35 protein-coding genes are annotated in these 23503 nt (G+C 45.5%); 32 read left to right on the top strand and 3 right to left on the bottom strand.

Features of this window, described 5'->3' with window-relative positions; all coding sequences use genetic code 11:
* Window positions 1-390: 390 nt before the first annotated feature.
* Together LCM20_RS01875 and LCM20_RS01870 are read right to left on the bottom strand one after the other, a co-directional pair.
* The gene (locus tag LCM20_RS01875) at window positions 391-960 is read right to left on the bottom strand and encodes a cysteine hydrolase family protein (RefSeq protein ID WP_225193728.1); all 570 of its coding nucleotides are present in this window, start codon (window positions 958-960) and stop codon (window positions 391-393) included.
* The gene (locus tag LCM20_RS01870) at window positions 957-1151 is read right to left on the bottom strand and encodes a DUF1272 domain-containing protein (RefSeq protein WP_225193727.1); all 195 of its coding nucleotides are present in this window, start codon (window positions 1149-1151) and stop codon (window positions 957-959) included. The genes LCM20_RS01875 and LCM20_RS01870 overlap by 4 nt, the downstream gene beginning before the upstream one ends.
* A 119-nt stretch (window positions 1152-1270) precedes the next feature.
* Between LCM20_RS01870 and LCM20_RS01865 the strand changes: the two genes are divergently transcribed.
* From LCM20_RS01865 to LCM20_RS01720, 30 genes are all read left to right on the top strand, one after another.
* Window positions 1271-1708, top strand: coding sequence for an Lrp/AsnC family transcriptional regulator (locus LCM20_RS01865; RefSeq protein ID WP_225193726.1), 438 nt, complete (start codon window positions 1271-1273; stop codon window positions 1706-1708).
* Between the two features lie 58 nt (window positions 1709-1766).
* Window positions 1767-2639, top strand: coding sequence for a serine/threonine protein kinase (locus LCM20_RS01860; RefSeq protein WP_225193725.1), 873 nt, complete (start codon window positions 1767-1769; stop codon window positions 2637-2639).
* Window positions 2636-3637 (top strand): NAD-dependent epimerase/dehydratase family protein, encoded by a 1002-nt coding sequence (locus LCM20_RS01855; RefSeq protein WP_225193724.1) that lies wholly within the window; start codon window positions 2636-2638, stop codon window positions 3635-3637. Before LCM20_RS01860 ends, LCM20_RS01855 begins: the two co-directional genes overlap by 4 nt.
* Window positions 3638-3829: 192 nt before the next feature.
* Entirely contained in the window at window positions 3830-4186 is a 357-nt protein-coding gene (locus LCM20_RS01850) for a hypothetical protein (protein ID WP_225193723.1), read from the top strand.
* A gap of 29 nt (window positions 4187-4215) precedes the next feature.
* Window positions 4216-4812, top strand: a complete 597-nt coding sequence (locus LCM20_RS01845) for a LysM peptidoglycan-binding domain-containing protein (protein WP_225193722.1) — start codon at window positions 4216-4218, stop codon at window positions 4810-4812.
* Window positions 4813-4943: 131 nt separating this feature from the next.
* On the top strand, window positions 4944-5345 hold the full coding sequence (locus LCM20_RS01840) for an RDD family protein (protein WP_225193721.1): 402 nt from the start codon (window positions 4944-4946) through the stop codon (window positions 5343-5345).
* Between the two features lie 105 nt (window positions 5346-5450).
* Window positions 5451-5999 (top strand): hypothetical protein, encoded by a 549-nt coding sequence (locus tag LCM20_RS01835; RefSeq protein ID WP_225193720.1) that lies wholly within the window; start codon window positions 5451-5453, stop codon window positions 5997-5999.
* 26 nt (window positions 6000-6025) lie between these two features.
* Window positions 6026-6424, top strand: a complete 399-nt coding sequence (locus LCM20_RS01830) for a DUF2500 domain-containing protein (protein ID WP_225193719.1) — start codon at window positions 6026-6028, stop codon at window positions 6422-6424.
* 3 nt (window positions 6425-6427) lie between these two features.
* The gene (locus tag LCM20_RS01825) at window positions 6428-6931 is read left to right on the top strand and encodes a GNAT family N-acetyltransferase (RefSeq protein ID WP_225193718.1); all 504 of its coding nucleotides are present in this window, start codon (window positions 6428-6430) and stop codon (window positions 6929-6931) included.
* A gap of 251 nt (window positions 6932-7182) precedes the next feature.
* Complete coding sequence (locus LCM20_RS01820) at window positions 7183-8691, top strand: spore germination protein (RefSeq protein WP_225193717.1); 1509 nt, start codon at window positions 7183-7185, stop codon at window positions 8689-8691.
* A gap of 2 nt (window positions 8692-8693) precedes the next feature.
* A complete protein-coding gene (locus tag LCM20_RS01815) occupies window positions 8694-9887 on the top strand; it encodes a Ger(x)C family spore germination protein (RefSeq protein WP_225193716.1) in 1194 nt (397 codons plus the stop codon).
* Between the two features lie 5 nt (window positions 9888-9892).
* A complete protein-coding gene (locus LCM20_RS01810) occupies window positions 9893-10105 on the top strand; it encodes a hypothetical protein (protein ID WP_225193715.1) in 213 nt (70 codons plus the stop codon).
* A 20-nt stretch (window positions 10106-10125) separates the two neighbouring features.
* Window positions 10126-11229 (top strand): GerAB/ArcD/ProY family transporter, encoded by a 1104-nt coding sequence (locus LCM20_RS01805; protein ID WP_225193714.1) that lies wholly within the window; start codon window positions 10126-10128, stop codon window positions 11227-11229.
* A gap of 66 nt (window positions 11230-11295) precedes the next feature.
* A complete protein-coding gene (locus LCM20_RS01800) occupies window positions 11296-11922 on the top strand; it encodes a hypothetical protein (protein ID WP_225193713.1) in 627 nt (208 codons plus the stop codon).
* Window positions 11923-12098: 176 nt separating this feature from the next.
* A complete protein-coding gene (locus LCM20_RS01795) occupies window positions 12099-12794 on the top strand; it encodes a DUF5694 domain-containing protein (protein ID WP_225193712.1) in 696 nt (231 codons plus the stop codon).
* A complete protein-coding gene (locus LCM20_RS01790; protein WP_225193711.1) occupies window positions 12791-13354 on the top strand; it encodes an AAA family ATPase in 564 nt (187 codons plus the stop codon). Before LCM20_RS01795 ends, LCM20_RS01790 begins: the two co-directional genes overlap by 4 nt.
* Window positions 13308-13496: a hypothetical protein gene (locus LCM20_RS01785; protein ID WP_225193710.1), complete on the top strand. Its 189-nt coding sequence runs from the start codon at window positions 13308-13310 to the stop codon at window positions 13494-13496. Before LCM20_RS01790 ends, LCM20_RS01785 begins: the two co-directional genes overlap by 47 nt.
* Before the next feature lie 16 nt (window positions 13497-13512).
* The gene (locus tag LCM20_RS01780) at window positions 13513-14130 is read left to right on the top strand and encodes an HAD family hydrolase (RefSeq protein WP_225193709.1); all 618 of its coding nucleotides are present in this window, start codon (window positions 13513-13515) and stop codon (window positions 14128-14130) included.
* Between the two features lie 17 nt (window positions 14131-14147).
* The gene (locus tag LCM20_RS01775) at window positions 14148-14294 is read left to right on the top strand and encodes a hypothetical protein (protein WP_225194195.1); all 147 of its coding nucleotides are present in this window, start codon (window positions 14148-14150) and stop codon (window positions 14292-14294) included.
* Between the two features lie 62 nt (window positions 14295-14356).
* Window positions 14357-14551, top strand: coding sequence for a transcription initiation factor TFIIIB (locus LCM20_RS01770; RefSeq protein WP_225193708.1), 195 nt, complete (start codon window positions 14357-14359; stop codon window positions 14549-14551).
* A 23-nt stretch (window positions 14552-14574) separates the two neighbouring features.
* Window positions 14575-14760, top strand: a complete 186-nt coding sequence (locus LCM20_RS01765) for a hypothetical protein (RefSeq protein WP_225193707.1) — start codon at window positions 14575-14577, stop codon at window positions 14758-14760.
* Window positions 14761-14773: 13 nt separating this feature from the next.
* Entirely contained in the window at window positions 14774-15484 is a 711-nt protein-coding gene (locus LCM20_RS01760) for a DUF2711 family protein (protein ID WP_225193706.1), read from the top strand.
* Window positions 15485-15500: 16 nt separating this feature from the next.
* A complete protein-coding gene (locus LCM20_RS01755; protein ID WP_225193705.1) occupies window positions 15501-15752 on the top strand; it encodes a hypothetical protein in 252 nt (83 codons plus the stop codon).
* Window positions 15753-15755: 3 nt separating this feature from the next.
* Entirely contained in the window at window positions 15756-16256 is a 501-nt protein-coding gene (locus LCM20_RS01750; protein ID WP_225193704.1) for a hypothetical protein, read from the top strand.
* An 18-nt stretch (window positions 16257-16274) separates the two neighbouring features.
* On the top strand, window positions 16275-16430 hold the full coding sequence (locus LCM20_RS01745; RefSeq protein WP_225193703.1) for a hypothetical protein: 156 nt from the start codon (window positions 16275-16277) through the stop codon (window positions 16428-16430).
* A gap of 184 nt (window positions 16431-16614) precedes the next feature.
* Window positions 16615-17742 carry a DNA polymerase III subunit beta gene (dnaN, locus tag LCM20_RS01740; protein WP_225193702.1) on the top strand — a complete coding sequence of 376 codons (1128 nt, stop codon included), beginning with the start codon at window positions 16615-16617 and terminating at the stop codon, window positions 17740-17742.
* A 147-nt stretch (window positions 17743-17889) separates the two neighbouring features.
* Window positions 17890-18693 carry an aminoglycoside phosphotransferase family protein gene (locus tag LCM20_RS01735; RefSeq protein ID WP_225193701.1) on the top strand — a complete coding sequence of 268 codons (804 nt, stop codon included), beginning with the start codon at window positions 17890-17892 and terminating at the stop codon, window positions 18691-18693.
* Window positions 18694-18756: 63 nt separating this feature from the next.
* Window positions 18757-19476, top strand: a complete 720-nt coding sequence (locus LCM20_RS01730; protein ID WP_225193700.1) for a protein phosphatase 2C domain-containing protein — start codon at window positions 18757-18759, stop codon at window positions 19474-19476.
* A complete protein-coding gene (locus LCM20_RS01725; protein ID WP_225193699.1) occupies window positions 19445-19618 on the top strand; it encodes a hypothetical protein in 174 nt (57 codons plus the stop codon). Before LCM20_RS01730 ends, LCM20_RS01725 begins: the two co-directional genes overlap by 32 nt.
* Window positions 19619-19691: 73 nt before the next feature.
* Window positions 19692-21122 (top strand): GNAT family N-acetyltransferase, encoded by a 1431-nt coding sequence (locus LCM20_RS01720; protein ID WP_225193698.1) that lies wholly within the window; start codon window positions 19692-19694, stop codon window positions 21120-21122.
* Window positions 21123-21146: 24 nt separating this feature from the next.
* Here LCM20_RS01720 and LCM20_RS01715 read toward each other — a convergent pair whose 3' ends face one another.
* Window positions 21147-21317, bottom strand: coding sequence for a hypothetical protein (locus LCM20_RS01715; protein WP_225193697.1), 171 nt, complete (start codon window positions 21315-21317; stop codon window positions 21147-21149).
* 90 nt (window positions 21318-21407) lie between these two features.
* Between LCM20_RS01715 and LCM20_RS01710 the strand changes: the two genes are divergently transcribed.
* Together LCM20_RS01710 and LCM20_RS01705 are read left to right on the top strand one after the other, a co-directional pair.
* A complete protein-coding gene (locus LCM20_RS01710) occupies window positions 21408-23144 on the top strand; it encodes a hypothetical protein (protein WP_225193696.1) in 1737 nt (578 codons plus the stop codon).
* A 2-nt stretch (window positions 23145-23146) separates the two neighbouring features.
* On the top strand, window positions 23147-23491 hold the full coding sequence (locus LCM20_RS01705; protein ID WP_225193695.1) for a hypothetical protein: 345 nt from the start codon (window positions 23147-23149) through the stop codon (window positions 23489-23491).
* Window positions 23492-23503: the final 12 nt, after the last annotated feature.

Raw genomic sequence — 23503 nt, 5'->3', positions numbered from 1 at the left:
AATAGATTCCCTTTTATTATACAGGAAAAGGGAATCTATTCCTATTTAAGTTCGGGAGGAGTTTAGCAGATGATAGAAGAATGCTATATAGAGAGGTTATGGATAAAAAAATAACTCGCTTTTAATGGGACAATCGGGTGCCTTGATTTTCTGATGGCTGTCCCAATAATCTGGTATTAGGACTCTGAGATACCCTGACTTTGAGGTGGTTGTCCCAATAAGTGGTTATCGGGACTCTGAGATACTCTGAGTCTGTTGTGGCTGTCCCAATAAGCCGGAATTGAGACTCTGAGATGCTCTGACACTGATGTGCCTGTCCCAATAAGCGGTTATTGGGACTCTGAGATCCTATGAGCCTGTGATGCTAGTCTCAATAAGAGAGTAGCTGGTTCAATCTACGCAATATTCATCATCTATTTTCTTGATCAATTGTTCAGTTGATAGAACCGTGGCGAATTCCTCGTGCAAGGATGCGAGGGACACCTGGTGGACGGTTTCCGGACTGATGGCATCACCTTGGTGGTCCTTCAGGGCGTGAGCCGCACAGGCGTCTGAAATTACGTATGTTTCATAGCCGAGATTCCCGCTCATCCTTGCAGTCGTGGACACACAGTGCGGCGTGGTCAGGCCGATGATCACGAGCGAAGTGATGTTTTTCTCTGATAAGTAAGAATGCAGCTTGGTCCCGATAAATGCGCTGTTCACTTCCTTGGTGAAGATGACTTCATCCTCGGCAGGGGCAATGATGTCCTTGAAATGGGAACTTTCCTTCTCGGGATAGAAAGCTGAACCTGGGTCCTGTGATAGATGGCGAATGAAAATGGCTTCTTTATCGTGCTTTCTCCACTTATCGAGAAGACGCTTCATATTCTGTTCGGCTTGGGGAGTACTTCGTGGGCCCCATTTTTCATCATCTTCAAAGGTTTTCTGAACATCAACAACGAGTAGGGCTTCGTTCATGAGGCACCTCCGATCGGGCAGGGTTTCGCTTTCCTTGGCCTTCTGACAAGTTCCCCGCTGCAATTCGGGCACACCATCTCCATGAGGTTGGTGCATGGTGCGCAGAACGTACATTCATGTACGCAGATATAGGCGTCTTCTGTTATCGACTGAAAACAGGCTTCACACGTATTTTTCATTTGCAATGACATGATCTCAACTCCTTATGATTACATTTTATTGAAAAAACGTATGAAAACCTATACACTTTTTAAAGAATAAGAGAGAAAATTCGTAAAGTTTTAATGGGAAAAGGGAGTGGACTTAACAAATGAAAAGACATTCCGATTTAGACTCCACAGATTTTGAGATTTTAAAGCATCTGCAGGAGGATGGAAGGCTTTCGATGACGGCGCTTGGCAAACAGGTGTCCCTATCGACGCCGGCCGTCACGGAAAGAGTGAGGAAGCTTGAAGATGCGGGGATCATAGAGGGCTATAGAGCAGTTGTGAATCAAGAGAAAATGGGCAGAACGATTCAGGCTTACATCCTGATGACGACACACAGGTGTAAGGCGTTTCGGGATTTCGCCGGACGAAACCCGCTGGTTACCGAATGCCACAGGTTGACGGGGCAGTACAGTTACCTTGTGAAGGTTGTCACCGATTCTTCAATGAGTCTGGAGGCGTTCATCGATGAAGTAATGGAATTCGGAGAGCCCTATACGATGATGAACCTCTCTTCACCTGTGCCACACCAGGCGTTTTAAATACGCACACTACATATTAGATTTAACAAAAAGACCCATAGGAAGGGGACTGTGCCCATTGCATACCTATACGATCGATCATGTAACATTCCGCTTGCGGGAGCCTCATGACTTCAAGTGGCTGGAAGCACTTGGAACGGTATTCGCTGTATTTGATGAACAGGACTCAGGGAATATCTGTTTCGGAGTAGAGAACGAACAAGGGAGACAGTTTATTAAATATGCGGGTGCCAGTCCGGAAGACTTTGATGGTAAACCTGCGGATGCCGTCACTCGATTGAAAAAAGCAGTTCCGCTTTATAAAGAGCTTGCGCATGAACACTTGATTCAGTACAAGCAGGATTTTTCGACAGAAGAGGGATATGCGACTGTTTTTGACTGGTTTAATGGAGAGTGTATGCATGCTCATTGGTCTTATCCGCCTCCAGCCAAGTACAAAGACCCGAACTCACCTTATTATAAATACCGTCATCTGCCTCTGGATCTTCGTCTTCAGTCCTTTGATGCCTTGTTGGATTTTCATGAATTTATGGAATCTCAAGGGTACGTGGCCGTTGATTTATATGATGGAAGCATCCTCTACGATTTCGATACAGATACGACGAAGCTTTGTGACATCGACTTTTATGAAAAAGGAGCGCTCATCAACGAAGTGGGAGAGGCGTTCTGGGGATCGACTCGATCGAAGGCACCGGAGGAATACGAGAAGGGGGCTGTCATCGACAACGTATCCAATGTATATACATTGGGAGCGCTCGCCTTTTCCATCTTCGGCAGTGATGGCGAATTCTCAAAAACCCGTTGGGATGCTGGAGACGCTCTCTATTCGATTGCCTCACGTGCTGTGGAAAATGAGAGAGCGGAACGTTTTTCGAGTATTCGAGATTTGCATGAAGCTTGGCAGTCTGCCAAAAGGAAGGTGGTTCTATGAATCTATTGATCATTGGTGGAAGCCATTTTCTTGGTCTTCACCTTGTGGAAGCGGCGCATAAGAATGGTCACAACGTCACACTTTTCAACCGTGGAAAGACAACACCTCCCTTTGATCAGGGGGTGGAGTTGATCCGTGGAGATCGTGAAATTCAGGAGGATTTGAACCAGCTGAAGGCACGAAAGTGGGATGCGGTCATCGATACGTGCGGCTACACACCAGAAACGGTTCAGAAGAGTGTCGATACATTGAAAGATCACACCGATCATTATCTATTCGTTTCCACCGTATCGGTTTACCGGGATTTATTGGATCAGGAAGGGTTGACGGAAGAAGCGGTGACCTTGAAGCTATCAGAAGATGAAATGGAGGACGTAGCTTCCGGTACGAACGAACGAGTGACGGGGTATTACGGTCATTTGAAGTTCCATTGCGAAGAGGAAGTAGAATATGTAATGGAAGGACGTCATGCGATTGTTCGACCTGGATTAATCGTCGGTCCCCATGATTCTACCGATCGGTTCACTTACTGGCCCGAACGAATCGCAAAAGGGGGAGAGGTGCTTGCTCCCGAGCCGAAAGATAAGAGCGTTCAGTTTATTGATGTGCGTGATTTGGCCGAATGGATGATCCACCTTGCAGAGAACAATATCGTCGGAACGTTCCACGCCGCTGGTCCAGGAGAGAGTCTGACGATGGAGCGTTTTCTTGATACGTGCCGTGAGACGTTGAACCGTGATGCGGAAATCAAATGGGCAGATACAGAATGGCTTGCAGAACGCGTCCAGCCTTGGGTTGAAATGCCGCTATGGATCGGGAAGGGTAAAGGCTTTGGTGTCGATTTATCAAAAGCGGTCCAGAGCGGCCTATGCTACCGACCAGTCGAAGAGACAATTCTTGATACGTATGAGTGGAGCAGGAAGCGACAGACGTCCGAGCGAAGAGCAGGACTGGAAGCTGTAAAGGAACAGGATCTACTTAAACAATTAAAATCGTAATACAAAAGAAGCTTGAGTTTAAAACGTTTAATAAGCCGGGATGAGGGATAACTGATCTCTCGTCATGGCTTATTTTTGATCTGATGTTCTGAATGTGTGATCTGCTACAGGGTCTAATGTCCTATAAAATGTTTGGGTGAGGGCGAACAAAGGGAAAAGATATACATAGGCTATCCATAAGGAGGAGATATGATGGTCTTATCCAAAAGGTATCTCGTGCCCGTAATAGCTGCCTTCGGTATTCTCACATTCGGAAGCCAGGTTGCCGCTTCGGAGGAGACAGAAGAAACATCCCGTCAAGTCATTTCTCACGAAGAAGCCGTCATTCAACTTGGTGAAAGGGAAAGTGAGCCATCCGTCAGTCATCGAAAGGCCGTTGCGAGTGTTGAAAAAATGTTTGAGAACCTGGACAATGCAGAGGTCGACTTGGAGCGTATGGTGGGTGACGATTATTTGATTCGCGTCTATGAAATGATGAATCAACATACGGCTACATTCGGCTGGTATATCGTAGATTCAGAAACAGGTGAAGTGGAACAGTTCATGTAACGACATCAATCTCTTAGGAGGAGATGGAAGTGAAACGGTATCTCATGCCTCTGTTCGTATTCGTTCTGGCAGTGGGGACAACGTGGAGTGTGTCAGCTGAGACAGTGGAGAAAACCGTGACCATTCAACCTGAAGATACATTATGGAGTCTTTCAAAGATTTATAAAGATACGACCCTTGAAGAAATATACCAATGGAATCCAGAGGTTCAAGCTAATCGACTGCGCGTCGGGGACGAGTTGACGTTTTATATATCCTCACCCCTGTACCATACCGTGCAGGAAGGTGATACTTTTTACAGTCTTGTAAGGGATCATCCTGAAGTGACGTTAAGAGACCTTTTCCATTATAACCAGGACTTGGATCCTTACAGTCTTTCTACAGGGACAGATGTTCAGCTTTACGGGGAAGAAGGTGTAAGGGAACATCACTTAGGAAAAAAGGATGCTGAACAATTCGTGAGGGAGACGTTCTCTTATCAACAGGACGTGTCGATCAGCTATCGAAATGTCGTGGAGTCCGATTATCTGATTCATGCGTATCGCGAGGGAGATGCGGAAACAGGAATCAATCAATGGTATCTCGTGGATCCATTTACAGGAAACATAAAAACATATACATGGTAATCGACTAGACGGCCTGCTGTGGTCGTCTTTTTCTATAGCGTGCTTTCTACACCAATTTATCGCCATATTTTTGAAACGTTACCGTCAGTTATTCCGTATAAAAAACACGTAAACAAAAGAGGAGGATCTCCATGAAGCCGATGACGAAGAAGAGAACGAAAGCGATTATGATCGACCTAGCGATATCCAGCGTTGTTACACTTGCGGTCGAACCGTTACTTAGAAAAAGAGTAAAGCAGGAGTGGGTCCATGCCTTGATTACGCCGACCGTAGCAGCGTGGGGGCTTGAGTATGCGCAAATGAAGTGCAAGCAGAAGACGGTTGGGTATAAGGCGATGGGTCTTGTGCTGGAGGACGAAAACGGTGGTCGGCTGACAGATGGTCAAATTGTCAAGCGGATGGCGTACCGGGATTCGATTGGTTTTATCGATTATATGAAGAACCGAGATACTTATGAAGGAGAGGATGGTGCCGTGCTCTCTCACGACCGGTATGCACGGACCGTTGTAAGGGAAGAGGATCGAATAGAGTAAGCCTTCCAAGAGGACAAGCTGAAATCCGCCCCGCTTTTCAAAAGTGGGGCTTTTTCGTGGGAAGAAAATAATGGTAACATTTTATAGGGAAGGAGGGGATTTGCGGTGAAGCTATTGATCCGTTCCATCATAGGACTCTATGTGATGGTCGGTCTCTTTTTGATCTATCAAAATTACCAGTCCGGTCCTGAGATTGAAGATGTCGAACGTTATTTACGTAACCACGAAGTAGAAGGGGAGGTACACGGTCTTCTGCAGTTCGGCGATCGGTGGGTAACCTATTATGAGGATGAGCCGCATAGCAAAGTAGCGCTGCTGGATCGGAACTGGTTTGGGGATTGGACCTTCAGCAGAGAAATGCAGTTCCTAGGTTATCTAGGCAGCTTGTATCCTAGGTCCGATATCGAAGCAGAAGGGATTTGGACGGGATCTATCGTTATACAGATGAATGAAACGGATTCTTATCTGTTTATGATGGTCGAAAACCCAGACTTGCAGAAGGTAGAAGTGTCCTTGGACCAGGAGGAGTTCGAGACCGTAGACTTAAAGACGTCTAATGGGAAGCGATTCTATTTTCTTAAAAAAGATTCAGAGATCCATGATATAAGGTATCGGTTTACCGTGGATAATGACATTTTTACAGCGGAAGATTAAGAGTACAAACGAAAGGGTGTAGTGTGATGTTTGATTCATTTTATTTTTCTGATTTTATGTTTACATTCGTTCCGGTTTTCATCGGGATTATTTTTGTAATTGTGTTCGGCAGTATTCTAGTAAGCGTCATTAAAGGGATCCGTACATACCGAAAAAATGAAAACGCGCCTAAACTGACGGTACCAGCCGTGATTGTTTCGAAGCGGACAGATTTGTCAAGGAGATCGGGCGGAACAGAGCATCACTCTCATACGAGAACGAACTATTTTGTTACGTTCGAATTTGAAAGTGGCGATCGTTCAGAGTTCAAGGTGAGTGGAGAACAATACGGGTTATTGGTTGAGGAAGACGAGGGAACTCTCACCTTCCAAGGAAGCCGTTATGGAGGCTTTACACGCTCGAGGCAGGAACAACTGGGGGGATGAAAAATGAAAGGAGCGACAGAGAGGCTGAGATGGAGACCTTATACGAATGCCGATAAACCTCTTCTTTTCGGACTCCTGACAGACCCGGATGTCATGCGCTACATCGGAAAGGGAACCGTAAAGTCCGAGGAAGAACAGGAAACATTCCTGCAGTGGGTATATAAGACGTATGAAAAAGGCGAGACGTACGGACTTCATGTTGTTGAAACACATGAAGGGGTATTTGTCGGTCATGCTGGAATCGTGCCACAGACGATAGAAGGTGAGCGGCTGATGGAGATCGGCTATTGGATTGCTCCAGCGCATTGGGGAAAGGGCTATGCGACAGAGGTGGCAGCTTCCTTAACAGAAGTAGCTTTTCAGGAGTTGGAACTGAACGAGGTCATCTCCCTCATCCAGCCGGGCAACAAGGCATCCATACGTGTAGCAGAGAAAAATGGAATGAAACTTTGGCAGACGATCCGATTGGATAACCGCAGGGTTCATTTATACAAGAAAAAAATTTAAAAAGCATGTATAGAAATACTGAAAAAGGGGTATACTCTTGCTATCAGCTCCTTATCATAATGTAGCTCTGTTCGGAATTCGTTCCGGTTAACCTACGGGTGTTATGAATGAGGAGCTGTACATATGTAGAAGAACAGAACTTCCATCGTTGGAGGTTCTTTTTTTATGCCTTTAAATTCTCTCCTTCTTTTCATAATATTGACTGTTCCCGAGCATGCTAAGCAAAAACAGGAAAAGAAAGGAGGGCAGTCATGGATAAAGGCTCAACGGATCAACCTACTTCTTCGCTTCTCTATTCATCGTTAAATGACAATGTCACGATGGTCACCAAAAGATTGGGTGAAAGTTCAGACTTAGTTGTCAGACACATTAGCATCAACAAAACGCCTTGTGCGGTTCTTTATATGGACGGACTGGTGGATAAAAATACGGTCCAGGAATATATCATGGAAGCCTTAATGCTTGATATGCCTTCCAAAAGGGCGTCCGTCAAAGCGCTGTATGAAAAAATCAAAACGGCTTCTCTGCCAATCGGTGAGCTCAGTGAGGTCGAACATATCGATGAACTGCTTCACCGCCTGCTTTCAGGAGAGACGATCCTCCTCATCGATAAAGAGAAAAAAGCGCTGGTGGCAAGCACGAAAGGCTGGAGGGACCGTGGGGTTCAGGAATCGACGGCAGAGAGTGTCATCCGTGGTCCGAAGGAGGCTTTCAACGAAACGCTCCGGACGAATACGGCTCTTCTGAGGAGAAAAATCAGAGACTCGAATCTGCGGATGGATGCTAAGAAAATCGGGAAGATGACCCAGACGGATATTGCTGTGGCTTATCTTGAGGGGACAGCGGAGGACAGTGTAGTAAGAGACGTCCATAAGCGTCTTGAAAACATCGACATTGACGGCGTTTTGGAAAGTGGATATATCGAGGAGTACATTCAGGATGCTCAGTATTCTCCTTTTCCGACGGTCTATTATTCTGAAAAGCCTGACACGATTGCGGCGGGCATCCTGGAAGGAAGGGTTGCCATCATTGTGGATGGTACGCCAGAGGTGCTGCTTGTGCCGGCGCTGTTCGTCAATTTCTTCCAATCGAGTGAGGACTATTACCAAAGGGCGGACATCGGGACGCTCATCCGCATCCTGAGGCTCGTTTGTTTCTGTATTGCGCTCTTCATGCCGGCATTATACATTGCTTTTACAACGTTCCACCAGGAAATGATTCCGGCACCTCTCTTGATCAGCCTGGCAGCTCAGCGGGAAGGTGTACCGTTTCCTGCCTTTGTCGAAGCGCTCATCATGGAGTTGACGTTTGAAATTTTGCGCGAGGCTGGAATACGGTTACCGAAACCGGTCGGTTCTGCTGTATCTATCGTTGGAGCACTTGTGCTCGGGCAGTCAGCGGTGCAGGCTGGTCTCGTATCTCCCGCTATGGTCATCGTCGTGGCGATCACAGCCATTTCAAGTTTTGTGATTCCAGCATACAATATGGCCATTCCGATTCGGATGATCCGCTTTGTTTTCATGGTTTTGGCGGCCACTTTCGGGTTGTATGGCATTATTCTTGGAATGATTGCATTAGTGTTTCACTTATGCAGTTTGAAGTCATTCGGCGTACCGTACATGTCACCCTTTGCGCCATTTGTCGCAAAGGATCAGAAGGACGTATTGATCCGCTTTCCACATTGGGGATTGTTCTCACGTCCGACATCCATAGCGAAAAATAACGAAACGCGCACCAACCCTAATTCAAAGGAGAGCTGACGATGACATCTTCATGGGTTCGAATCAGTTTAATCATAATCTGTCTCTCTCTTCTGTCCGGATGCTGGAACAGTAATGAGTTGGATGAACTCGGGATTGCCGTTTCGGTCGCAATCGATAAGAATGATGAGGGTGATTACTTAGTGGCAGTTCAGGTCATTAACCCTTCGGAAATTGCTACCGATGCTCCGACTAATAGACCACCTGTGTCGACTTACTCGACAACTGGGGAAACGCTATTGGACGCATTTCGGCGATTGTCCGCCAAAAGTCCGAGGCAAATTTATTTCTCTCAAATGAGGCTAGTCATTATCGGAAGCAAGTTGGCTGAAGAAGGCGTCATGCCTTCTCTCGATTTTCTATACCGCGATCACGAGTTCCGAACGTCGTTCTATGTAGCCGTGGCTAAGAATGCTCCTGCTGAGGTGATGTTAAGTATCGTCACCCCTTATGAAAAAATTCCGGCGAACAAGATCATGAACTCGATCGATAACGTGCAGAAGAACTGGGGGGTCAGCAAAGGAGTATCCATCGACAAACTGATCGCAGATGTCCGTGACAAAGGGAAGAGTCCGGTCCTTCCTGGAATCGATCTTCTTGGGGATCCGGAAGTTGGGAATAACATGTCCAATGTCGAGAACGTGGATGCACCGACGAAACTGGAAGTTGATCATCTGGCCGCCTTTAAAGAAGACAGGCTTGTAGGTTGGCTGAGCGAAATGGAGAGTCAGGGACTGAACTACGCCACTGGTGATGTAAGAAGTACCATCGTGACACATCCTTGCGATGATGAAGGGACCATCAGTGTAGAGATTCTCAGAACTCAGTCCAGTATGAAGTCCAAAATGGACGGCTCGACACCTGAGGTCACGATTATGGTGGAAGCAGAGGGGAATGTAGCAGAAGTCGACTGTAAAATTGACCTTGGCTCTCCCGAATCTATTCAAGAGGTCAATAAAGAAGTGGAGAAGCAGATCGAAAAAACGATACAATCAAGTGTCACCGCAGCGCAGGAAGAACTGGAAAGCGACTTTCTTGGACTTGGGAGTGCGGTGCACAGAGATAACCCGACGTATTGGAAAAGTGTGGAGGATGAGTGGGATCAGCAATTCACGGAGTTGGATGTTTCGATTGAGGTTAAAGCGAAAATCAGGCGCAAAGGGAACTCTACGCAGCCGATAAACAAGGAAGGGTGATGAGGATGTGGACGACAATCGCAATTCTCGCCGTTGCAGCCGCCATTTTCTGGCTGGAATTCCCGAGGTTGAAGAAGGCGGGGAAGATCAAAGACATCTGGTTCTTTTCCATCATCCTCTTCCTGACGACAACGGTTAGTGTTTTGGAAAGTCGAGGCGTAAATGTTCCGAATCCTCTCGACTCGATTCAAGCCTTTTATCAAGCCATTGGACTTTAATAGTGAAAGGGGTGGAAGCAGTGGATAACCAAACGATTAGTCCTCGTCAGTTCATGTTTCTCGTTATTTTATTTACAATCGGGAGCTCGATTTTGATCATTCCGACTCCGCTCGCACTTGAAGCGAGACAGGATGCGTGGCTGTCGGTCATCGTGGCTATTCTTGTTGGACTCTTGCTTTCTCTCTTTTACAGCAAAGTGGGAAAGGAAGCAGAGGGGAAAACGTTTGTTCAGGCCGCGCAGTATGCTTTCGGTCCCTGGATCGGACGTGTGTTGAATCTATTTTATCTCATGTTTCTTTACATTCTGTCAGCCCTTGTCCTTCGGAATATAGGCGATTTCATGACGACTCAAATCATACCTGAAACCCCCCTTCAATTCACGCATATCTTATTTCTTTTAGTGATCATTGCGGGCGCGTACTTGGGAATCGAAGCGATGGGCCGTTCAGCAGAGATATTTATTCCTTGGATGGTGCTGCTTCTCATCTTCATGGTGATCTCGGTCGCTCCGCAGATTAATATGGAGCACTTGAAGCCTCATTTTGAAAACGGGATATGGCCACCTATCAAGGCATCTGGGATCGTTATCGGTACACCGTACTTAGAAATGATCACCCTTCTTATGATCTATCCTTACGTGAAGGAAGGGATAAAGAAAACACACGGGTGGATGCTGGGCAGTGTGATAGGGGGGCTTGCTCTATTGCTCATCACTTTAATTTCCCTTTTGGTTCTCGGTGCTGATTTAACCGGGTTGAACGCTTATCCGACCTATAAAGTCGGAGAGAAAATCAACATTGCAGGATTTCTGGAAGGTTTGGAAATCATCATTGCGATCATTTGGATGATTACGATCTTTTTTAAACTAATCATTCTCGTTTACTCTACAACAGTAGGAGTGGCACAATTTCTCAATATGGACGACCACCGTCCGCTTCTTCTTCCGCTCGGCATGGGAACGGTCGTCCTGTCGATCATCGCCTATCCTGATGTTGCCTACTTTGAGACATTTGTCGGCGAGACGTGGAGTGCGTACGCCTTAACTCATGGTCTCTTACTTCCTTTGGTACTCTTAGTTGGATTGTTAGTCAGAAAGAAATTTTCCAAGCGGAAACAAACGTAATTTGGAAAATGAATGAACTATGATAATCTGAGGATATACATAGGAGATCATAGGGAGAGGGTATGTGTGAAGAAGAAAGTCATGTGGAGTGCGTTGTTTTTCGTCGTATTGATGTTAAGTGCTTGTACAGATCAAGAAACTGAAAAAACGGAAACAGCGAAAGCGGACAAACGTAACGTGGTATCCAGTGCTGAATTGACGAAGCGTGAAGAAGCTATTTTGACAACGCTTTCTGGCGGTGCATACGTGTTTGATTACAATGTAGACCCATCCTTTGAGAAAGCCGAAGTGTGGGTCGAGAAATATGAAGAAGGGCGTTTAACGGATGACGCCGTTATGAAGCTCGGTGTGATGCCTGGAGAGAAAGGCTCCATAATCCTTTCAGCAACAGAGGAAGGAAACGGACATAAGATGAGGTTCAACCTATCCATCAGCAGTGGGGGAACAACCGGATCCAGTGAAGGAGAAGATATCATCTTGGAGGAGGAACGATCCTTATCGATGGTGTGGGGGACTTATCCAGGCGATGTGAGAGTCGGAGAAGGAGAGGTCGTTCTTTCTGCTATTGGTTATTCGGACGAAGGTAACGGGATGAGTTCGTTTGCGACGACCTTCTATGAGAATCCGGAAGAAAATAAATCAGATTTAGCCGACTATGATATCGCGTATGTATTTAAAACGAAATTTGAATAACTTGATCTTGAAGAAAAAGACAGGGGAAGTGAGACCCTGTCTTTTTCATTTTATGAAGAGAGATAGTAGGAAGATTATGCTGTTCGTGATTGTTGAAATCGTGATAAGCTGAAGGTGGCATTTGTCAAAATTTGATACATACATATACATCCAATCACAAAAGGAGGGGCCAGTAGATGGAAAAAGAAGTGATATTAGTCGGCACGTTTCACTTTGAACAGCATCCGGATATCATTCAACGAAAAGAGCGGGAAATAAAAGAGCTCGTCGACGTTTTCAGACAATATAAACCGGATAAAGTAGCGTTGGAGTGGGAGAGAACGCAGGAGGACGAGCTGAATGCCCTCTATCAAGAGTCTGACCGGGATCTTTCCATCGACGAATTGCAGCAGATCGGGTTCAGGCTTGCCCGCCAATTGAAGCATAAAAAAGTATTCGCCGTAAACTGGGCTGGAACCATGACAGAACAAGACGTTACGGATTTACATAAAGCGGTTGAGAATGCTGAACGAGACATACAAGACCAGCTGAGTCGAACGACCGAACGCTATCCGGAGATTAACGAAAATCAATCTGTTTATACGTCATACCGCCAGTTGAATGCTCCGTCATTCATTCGTGACGTAGAGGAAATGTACCTCTCCTTTATCGGGCTGCATGATGAATCTGATGAGGCGGTCGGGCTTCGATTTTTGAATAAATGGTCGGAGAGGGAACATAGAATTTTTAAGCACGTTTCAGAAATGACCGACTCCGGAGAACGGGTGTTGCTTTTGATCGGAAGTGATCACTTGTGGACGTTGAGAAGATTGTTTGAAGGCAGCGGATGGAACGTAATTACACCTTTTGAAGATCAGGAGAAGAACGAGTGAGGCGGCTCGCTGTCATTACGGTAGGTAGAACGCATAGTGGGAAGTCGACATTTGCTCGCAGGCTTGAACGTCGATTAAAGGAAGCGGTCGTGGTAGATCAGGATCATCATGCGGCCTTCATCAATCGTTACTATGAGAAGCTGCAGCCTGAAGAAGGGCCGAACACATTGAAGCACGGCCTTTCCCAGTTCATTGTCCGATACGCTACAGAACATACAAAAGCTCACCTCATCATCGCCAGTGCTAACCTTCAAGAGGACGGACGGAAGGAAATGATGGAGACCTTTTTTCCAATAGAGTACTTCTACCGCGTAATTGTCTATTTTGACATTCCTGACAAAGTACTTGAAAAAAGAGTGGGGGAGAGCAAACGTGATACCGGGATTTTTAGAGGGGATTATTCGAACTTCGCGCAGGTGTTGGAACGCCAGCGGATGGAGTCGGTCGGTGGAGGGATGCCGGAAGATGGGGAAGCAGATCAGGTCTTTGTTATCCATGATGAGGAGGACGCCGATGCTACAATCGAACAGATCATTCAGCTCACAGGAGGGGATTCTTGATGACCGCGGCATTCGCTCGAAGACGAAATCCTCAACACCTATGGCAGGTGGTGAGAGTGCCGAATTATCTACCATCTATGATGTATTAGTGAAACTGAAGGATTTTCATAAAGCTATAAAGGCTATGGCTGAAGAAAAATAAAGGAGAGATTTATAAAATGGACAGCATCATTTTTGACCTGGACGGAACGATATGGGACCCGATTGATACCGTGCTTGACTCTTGGAATAAGGCCGTTCAGCGCACACACCCTGGTGAAAAAACAATGACGAGGAAGGACCTTGAGAGCATTATGGGTCTGCAGATTCATGATATCGGTAAGAAGCTGTTCCCTCACTGGAGTGAGGAAGAACAACGGAGCGTTCTGAATGAATGCTTTGATTCCGAAGTGGAATTCTTGAAGAAGCAGGGAGGGCGTCTCTACCCGAACGTCGAACCGGTCCTTCAACAGCTAGCTAAGAAGTACCGCCTCTTTATCGTCAGCAACTGTCAGGAGGGGTATATTGAAACATTCTATGATTCCCACAGACTTGAACGCTACTTTGAAGACTTTGAGAACCCTGGTCGAACCGGGCTTTCAAAAGGGGAAAACATCCGTCTCGTGATCGATCGGAACGACTTGGAAAGCCCTGTCTACGTCGGCGATACAGAAGGCGATTTTCAAGCTGCGCGGTTTGCGGGTGTTCCTTTTGTGTATGCGAAATATGGGTTTGGTGACGTGAGTGGATATGATGAAGTTGTGGAGGAGTTTAAAGAACTTGGGATGAAATTTTAAATTAAGGAGGGATCGTATTGGGAGTGATCATTGTTGCCGTCATGATTCTGTCTCTGTGGTCCATCGTGAACCACTTGACGAAGATGACGAATAAAATCGAAAGCAAAATGGATCGACAAAATGAACTGTTGGAAAAAATTAATGCGAAATTGGAAGATAAATGATTATCCAGGAACCAAATACGCATGTGTTACGTAAGTAAAGGAACGAAGAAGGAGGAGTTCATATGGATACGACTGATACTTGCCCGAAATGTGGGGGGAAGGAATTAGGTAGAGGGAAGCAGAATGGGTACGCCGTAGTGACCCCTACACATAAGGCGATCTCATTTGGTTCAGAAGTGGAGCATGTATTGTGCACGGATTGTGGATTTATCATCGAAAGCTATGTGAAGCAGCCTGAGAAGTTTAAGACTAAATAAATTGGAATGGGTGGAGGGGTACAATGCTGAAAAGTTCTTTATTACATTTTGCTTTAGCAGGTGTATTGATGGTAAGCGGTTTGTCTGACCTCCATAGTTTAGTCTCAGGGGAAGGCGCCTTGTGGCTGAACGCCACCTATTTAGCAAGTGCTTTATGCGCATCATTCGTTTTCTTCTATTCCGGTATTGTCAAATTGAAAGAAAAGTAAGGAGGGAACAGAGATGAAATTCTATTATCCGATCGACGAAGGGGATCCGGAGAACGATGCTTTGCATGACTTGTTACCTGAACCCTTCACTTTTGCAGCGAAAATCTTTTTCCCGTTTTTCAGAATGCCCGAGGGATTTAAATCGAACGAGAGTGCCAGTCCGCACGCGTATTACCCGATCGATCGTCATATCGTTACATACGGAACCCCGGTTTCCTGGCTTGAGCTGAAAGACAGGTGCGGGTTCACCACGATGGCTGAAATGTCCAAAGCGGCAAGTGCTTGGATGAGTATGTGCATGGGGATAGAAATTTACAATCGACCTGATTTACAGAAAAGGCTGGAGAGAAGTCTTGGTCCAGACGAATACACCCCTTTCGAAGATAAAATCCCTCTTTTGATCATGAAAGATATTCTGTATGTCTTAAGCTCAAATGGGTCTGAGTACATAAAATATGGCAATGTTTATGAAGAAAACGGACAATTCAGGATAGAGGAGATTCAGAATGAGATTCCGGAGATTCTCTGTTCAACACCTGTGACCCTAACTGATGAAAAGGAAGAGTTTGTTTTCACCTGCTATTTTGATGAGTGGGAGTTAGTGTTTTTCTCGAAAAAGGATGCCCGGCATGTATTAGCGGAAACGAATTTGGAAGGCGTTATCCTTAGTGAAGGAACGCCATTAGTGTGGGAAAACGGATCGTATGAAGCATTCGGTTCATGAAAGGAGGAAGCCGGTAATGAAGAAAGTGAAGATTCAGCAAAAGCTGGCGGTTCTGCTGCTTGTGTTCTCGTTGGTGATGGGAGGCATTCTTTTGATCTCTCAGTCTTATTTCAATCATAAACAGATTTTGAATGCGAGCTCGCAGTGCTATGACATAGGAGGGCATCCTTCTGTGAGCGTATCGAAGTTCAGACAGGATTATTCATTCGAGTGTGAAGTGCCCAACGAGGGTGAGACATCAAAAGGTAAAACGGAACAAGGAGAGTAATACATGAAACGCACAACTATGATTCTGCTGATTTTTATGGCGAGTCTAATTTCTTACTCGCCCGTCTCAGCGGAATCGTTTCAAGAGGTCGAGTTATCAAACGGACAAACCGTTCTCGTGAACTATGAAGAACGGTCCGGCGGATACCAGTATGAGATTCGTTTTGAAAATGGTCGTCACTATACCTACGAACAGTCAGGGAATATTGGTTCCGGCAGTGGTTCGTCTGAGTTGACGATGAGGGAGATGGACCTCGCTGATGAAGCAATGGAAAAGTACAAGTTGCAATACGGAGCCTCCTCCGGTTCATCTGAAAGTACCATCAACCCGTCAGGTCTACTCGTGAGCATCATCGGACTGATTGCCGCCTTTTTCCCCTATGCGGCTTGGTACGTTGAAATCGGTTGGAAACTTCGTGGAGCAGAACCGAGCGACCTTGCATTAGGGGCTAATCGAGTCGTCGGCGTAGTTCTTGCGATTGTCGGTCTATTTATATTTTTCTAAGACAAGGAGGGAAGAGAAATGGGGACAATCATTACTTTATCGGCCCTGTTATTATCGCTTCTTGTCATCTTCAGTAAGCTTGACAACCTGTCCAACCGACTGGCGGAAAAGCAGGAAGAGCAGAATGAACTCTTAAGGGAAGTGAAAGAGTTATTAGATAAAGAAGAGCGTTGAATGGGAAGAGAAGGAAATGGTTTTAAAATAAACGGGAGGTGCTTTCAATGTGGAGAGCATCTTTTTTTATAAACATTAGGGCATTTTGTCTCGACTTAAAGAGTCATTGGAATGTATGATATGATGGTTTTGTTACATATTGTAAAATGTTGTCGTTATTACATTTATTTGAGAGGAAGTTTGGATGGAGTTTGTAGTAGATCATGAACGATTTCATAGAGTCATCACACAAGTCTCATCGGTTGTGTCATCACGAACCACAATCCCGATTTTATCAGGAATTAAAATCAAAGCAGAAGAAGACCGCCTGATCGTCGTCGGAAGTAACTCGGAAGTCGTCCTCGTAAAGGAAATTCCTTTGCATTCGGAAGGAAAAAAGGTGCTGGAAGTAAAGCAAAGGGGAGAGATTGTACTCGGGACGAGATATTTGAGCCCGCTCGTCAAGAAGCTATCAGAGGATATTTCGTTTTCTGTTCAGCATCATGTGGCCCATATTCGATCTGGTGACGTGAAGACCAGGCTGAGTGGGATGAACCCGGACGATTATCCGAACCTGCCGGAGCTTCGTCAAGAACAGGCGGTTACCGTTGATGGAAAAGCATTCAATGAAATGCTCCAGCAGACCGTTTTCGCAGCGTCCACCAATCAGTCCAGACCGCTGTTGACAGGAGTTCACTTCTCTTATTCAAATGATCACCTAAAGGCAGTAGCAACAAATTCTCATAGACTATCGATGAGACATACCGAAACAAATGCAGGTGGAGAAGGGAATTGCACAGTTCCGGCAAGCTCCCTGGTGACATTGTCGAAGCTTATCAATAAGCAGAGCGGTGAATTGAGCCTTTACATAGACGAACATTTCATATCCTTTTCCCAAGGCTCCACCACATTGTATTCCCGTTTGCTGGAGGGAACCTACCCGAATGTCTCAAGTCTTATTCCGAACGAGTCGAAGCTCACGATTTCACTGGATACGAAAAAGCTTTACGAAGCGGTGGATCGAGCATGCTTATTTGCGAGTGACTGGCGTCATAATAATATCCGGATGCGTCTGAAAGATGACTCTGAACTGAGCATTTCATCCCGTACTGACGAGATGGGCGACATCAGTGAGAAGCAGGTGGTCACGAAAGTGTCAGGAGATGCGGAGCTCGACCTCTATGTAGACGGTCAGTTTCTGAAAGAGGCGTTAGCGTTTATGGATGATGAGGAAACATTGCTCAGTTTCGGAGGAGCGATGCGTCCTATAGTGATCAAGCCGAAAAGTCATTCTTCTTATATTCAGCTGATTTCTCCTGTTCGGTCTTACTGAGAAATCATTGGGAAGTTACTCTTTTCAGTTCGGAAATGACCGAAGATTTGTGAAAGTTAGTTCTTTTGTTAACTTCCTATGTTCTTTTTAAATCTGCATCTTTAAGCGCCATGAATCCCGAACCATTTCATTTCTGGGGGAATTCACATGTCAAAGTATGAAAAAGAAGAAAAGCTGTCTGGAGGCAATATCTCTGACGTTTATCGCATAGGAAATAATGTCGTCCGCAAGGTGAAGCCGGGGAGTGAGAGGGTACACAAGCTACTCGATCACTTGGAAAAGAAAGGGTACCCGCACGCTCCGAGATTTAAAGGGATAGACGAACAAGGAAGAGAAATCCTTTCGTTCATTCAAGGTGAAGCCGGGAATTATCCATTGAAACCGTACATGTGGTCACAATCATCATTGACGGAAATTGCAAAGATGCTTCGTCGTTATCATGATGCGGTCAGCGATTTTCCTTTTTCTGAGGATTGGGAACCGTTGGACCTGACTCCTGATCCAAAAGAGGTAGTCTGCCACAATGATTTTGCGATTTACAATATCATTTTTCAGGAAGAAAAGCCGGTCGGCATCATCGATTTTGATATGACTGCTCCGGGGCCGAGACTATGGGACGTTGCGTATGCACTCTACACTTGTGTGCCGTTAAGCAGACTGTACCATACGGAAGAAGGGGAAGCGGTTTTCTATCAGACAGAGAGAGACCGTGACAGGATCAAACATAGAGTGGAACGATTCTTTGAGGCGTATGGAATAGAGGGACTGGAAACGGGTTATTTGGATATGGTCGAACGCAGGCTTGAGGCGCTTTGCGAAACGATGAAAAGGAAGGCGTGTGAAGGCGACAAAGCCTTTCAAAAAATGATTGATGAGGGGCACATGACGCATTATCAAGAAGACATTCGGTTTATCCGCCGTCACGGTCATGAATGGCAGTTTTCCAAGTAGTTTGTTCCCCACTCCCATATGATTAGTGAGGAGTGGGGGCTTTTCTTAAAAGGAGGGATTAAATTGAACGAACGTTGTTGGTTAGGGGAAGATGCTCCTTTTATTGATCGTGTATTTGTAGAAAGTCCAGCGAACCGAGTGACGATAGGTAGATTCGGCGGTGACTCCAATGAGGGGCAGACGAAAAATGAGGATGGCTGCCTCGTCTGGTGGGATCAAGATAAAGACTGGGAATTCGCTGTCCTCTTGGATGCCCATGATACAGCTCAAAGTGCACAACTCGTTTTAAATTATATAAAAAACGCTGAAGACGATTTGAAGGATTTGTTCAGAATGGACACAGGTCAGGCTTTTAATGAACTAGAGGTCTATGTCTTATCTATGTTCAAAAGTGAGAGATTTAGAAATGCGTGTGAAACGATTCAAGGTGAAACCTCTTGCGTTTTGGTGTTCAGGAAAGATCATTATTTGTGGTGGTTCTCTGTTGGAGATTGTATTCTGCATTTATATCACGACGAATTAGCCGAATGGGGGGAGTTTCAACAAAATCACAGAAGCTTCTATGAATGGATTGGTGAAAACAGTACTTTCAATCGCTCCATCCCTTGCTACAGCACGGGCAGAAAGGAATTAAGGCAAGGACAGAACATCATCTGTCTCACTACAGATGGCCTGCTGGAATCCAAGCAGTTGTCTTATCAAAACCCTGTTCTGATTTTTGATCGTTTAAGAACGAATGGAATCCAAGCAGTTGTCTTATCAAAACCCTGTTCTGATTTTTGATCGTTTAAGAACGAATGGAATCGATCAAGGCGTCACCGACCTTCTTCAAAGAGTGAAAGCAAAGAAAGTCAGAGACAGTACGACAATCGTTTCATGGGAAATCAACCATTCAGGTGAAACCACTATACCGAGTGATGGCTAGTTCGTACATATGATAACGTAAATAAGTGAAGTGGATGATTTTGGATATCAGCCACTTGAAGGAGAGATGAATGATGGGGATTACGCTCTCAAAATTAAGGCATGACGACGCAGAAGCACTGCTCGCATTTGAAAAAGAGAATCGTGGATATTTTGAAAAATCCGTGCCGAGCCGAGGGGACGAATACTTCCAATGGGCAGCCTTCCTATCGAAGCACGAAGAGTTGTTACGTGAACAGGAACAGGGATTATCGAAGTTTTATTTAATAAAAGATGAACAGTCACGGATAGTTGGAAGAATCAATTTAGTAGACATCGATCAATCGAAACGTCTTGCTCATTTAGGTTATCGAGTCGGAGAAAAGCATACGGGTCAAGGGGTGGCAGTCCGAGCCGTACATCAATTAACAGAAATCTATAAAAAGAGTGCCATACATAAGGTTCTGGCTAAAACGACAGACCATAATATCGGTTCTCAAAAAGTGTTAGAGAAAAATGGTTTTAAAAGATCTCAGGTGGACGATGACACATTTGTGATGAACGGGGAACGTGTTCGATTTATAAGTTATGAAAAGTATTTGCGAAGGAATGAGGAAATGATGTACAAACCAAAAGCATTACAGAAAGGGGATCGAGTCGCCGTCATTGCGCCATCCGGGCTTCCGGATGAGGAAGAAGTAAATCAGGGCATACGGCAGCTTGAAGAAATGGGGCTTGAGGTCGTGACAGGACAGCATCTTTTGGCGAACGACGAAGACTATGCTGCACTGGAAGAAAAGAGACGGAGTGACTTACATGAAGCGTTCCTGGACACTTCCATCAAAGCAGTTTTTTGTGCAGAAGGAGGATTCGGGAGCGCGAGGCTTGCTCCGCGTATCGATTATGAGATGCTCTCAAGCAACCCGAAAATATTCTGGGGGTTCAGTGATAGTACATATTTGCATCAAGCGATTCAAAGAAAAAGCGGATTGGTGACCTTTCATGGTCCGATGATTGCCCATTTGAATGATCGTGATCGAAAAGAAGAAACAAGAGACACTTTTCTACCCTTGTTTACAGGAGATTCTTTAACTTATGATTCTACTATTTCGCCTTTACGTGTGCTTTCACAGGGGACTGGCGAGGGGCGGGTCGTTGGAGGGAACCTTGCCGTTCTTACGAGTGGACTCGGTACACCTTATCAAGTTCAGGCTGATGGGGCGCTGCTTTTACTAGAAGAAGTTGCCGAGCCTGCGTTCCGGATTGATTTGATGCTGCACCACTTGAAGCAGGCGGGCGTGTTTGATCACGTTAAAGGAGTGGTGCTTGGAGATTTCCAGGCAGAACCAGCGGAACGCGAAATGATCCATCGGGTCCTTGAAAGCTTCTTTGAAGGAGCTGATTTTCCGGTCGTAGAAGGATTCCGTTATGGGCATTGTCAGCCTCATTACGGTATTCCGCTGGGTGTACCGGCCAAACTGACAACCGACCCACCTCGCTTAGAAGTGGATCCAGGCGTACAGTAGGCCGGTGCAGCGAAAAACAATCACTTACGAATTATTGTTCTGTTTCAGATCAATTAACTGTTGCAGCTGAATAGTAATCGATAAGAGCAGGACGACGATTAGGCCAAGAAATATGCCGGCGGTTCCTGCGAGAAGAAGACCGATTCCACCTGCCACGAGCGACAGAAGGGCAATAAAGAGTAGTGCATCATTCATAATAAAAACCTACTTTCTTCTATGTATAAATAAAGCTCAATGATCATCGTATAACATTCCACGATTGTACGAAAGGAAGGCGTGTCTTATATGGATTTAACATGGAATCGTAACGACCTATACATAAGCCTTGATACCATTCTTTCTTCTCTTGGAGAGCAGATGCATGACCTAAAGAAAAGGATGGAAGCATTTAAGGCAGATGACAGTACATGGATTAAAGAAACCATTCTGGCGTTTCAGGATGTTTTCGGAAAATGCTATGAAGCCGTCGAATGTGCAATTTGCTTAACCTCCATCGACACCAAGGATACTCAGGCAAAAAACTATGACCAAGAGGCGAATTCATGTTTCTCGCAGTACCTTCAGTTGGAAGCGCAGCTCAAAGAGGAGTTGTCGCAGCTGAGTGAACAACAATGGAAATCGGTCATTCGGGATGGTCAGATGCAGGCAATCTTACCGGCAATCCAGAAATGGAGACAGTATGATGTTCGGGAACGTCCGTTTATCGACTTGGAGCAGCACGGCCTGCATGGATGGGGCGAGCTGTATCAGATGGCCTCAGACCGCGTTAAGCTTACGGTTGATGACCGTATTTTCCGAGCAAATCAGGCAACACGAGTCGTCTATTATAATGACAACAGAAATGAACGGCTTGATGCCTTTGAGGACTGGAAGGCGGAATGGGGGAAAGTAAGTGACCTTACATCGACCGCCCTCAATCATTCGGTAGGGTTCCGTTTGATTAGCGATCACACGTCTACCTATGCGAAGTCACTGGAAGCAAACCGAATCGAACAGAAGTCAGTTCAACAAATGTGGAATGTGGTTTCGAAAGCGAAGCAGCCTTTTTTGGACTTTCTGAAGAGAAAAGCGGACTTGCAACATGCAGGAGAGGTTCATTGGACAGACCAGTTCGCTCCGCTTCCGTACCGTTCCTACAACACGAAACTGCCACTAAAAGAAGGACTGGACATGATGGTGACGAGCTTGAACGGGTTTGATCCAAGACTCGGAGACTTTGTTACAAAAGCGGTTCGTGAGGGGTGGATTGATGCTTCTGTGACGTCTGATAAAAGCACAGGGGCTTTCTGTGCCGTGCTTCCATCGAGAAAACAATGCCGGGTGATGCACCATGATTCTGAGGATATCCAAGGCATCGGAGTGCTGGCTCATGAGCTTGGTCACGCCTATCACTATGGCATTCTTCAGAAGCAGCCGATGTACATGCAGGATTGTCCTCAGGCGTTTACAGAAATCGCCTCTACACTCTTTGAAACCATTGTGATGGAAGAGGCGATTACGCATTCGACCAATCCTTTGGAAAAAATGCACCTATTGGATAACCAGATTTCGCGTGATATCGGAACAATTTTGAACAGCCATGTCAGGCACTTGTTTGAAATGAAATTTTACAAGGAAAGAAGCGAGGGGAGCATCTCGGTCAATCGAATGAATGACTTGATGGTGGACGTACAGAAAGAAGTGTTCGATCACACGTTCAGTCAATATGATCCGACTTTCTGGGCTTCCCTCAGGCATTTCTACTTTATGAGAAAACCTTTCGGGCATTACCCTTATACTGTTGCTCACCTGCTCAGTACCGGCATTTATCACCAAATCAAAAATAAGGAAAATAGAGGGGATTTACTTGATGCACTTCTCGCGGATACCTCCTCATTGACAATCGAGGAGCTCGCTTACAAGCACCTGCAGGAAGACCTCAGTACGGGCATGTTGTGGGAAGACGCACTACAATCAATGTTCGAAAATATTGAAAGGTTTACTAACCTAACCAGGAAAGTCGAAAGTGAGTTGTCTTTATAAAGATGAAACGCTGGAAAATGAACCTCATCATATGTGCGGTTGTAGTACTCACTTTTTTCTTCGTCTATCTTTATCAAAAACCGATCATGACTACATCAGATGCAGTGGAAAAGACGGTGGAATGCCTGAACAACCCTCCGGAACGTTTAGGAATCAGTGGAAGAAACTATACATTAAAGGATATTGAATCGGTTCAAACGTATTTGACGGCAAAGGAAGGCTTGCTTGGGAAAAGGATTAATGAAAGAGAGTGGAAGGTCACCATTACGTTCGAAGGGTCTGAAGCGACGGTGGATTTGAATGCTTACAACGGTGAGTGTTTGAAGGTCGGTGGCCCTCTCAGCTGAAGGAAAGGAGAA

This window comes from Halobacillus litoralis, from assembly GCF_020171725.1.
GTDB lineage: Bacteria > Bacillota > Bacilli > Bacillales > Halobacillaceae > Halobacillus > Halobacillus litoralis_F.
The sequence above is the reverse complement of the archived record's forward strand: the minus strand, read 5'-3'. Positions and strand labels throughout refer to the sequence as shown.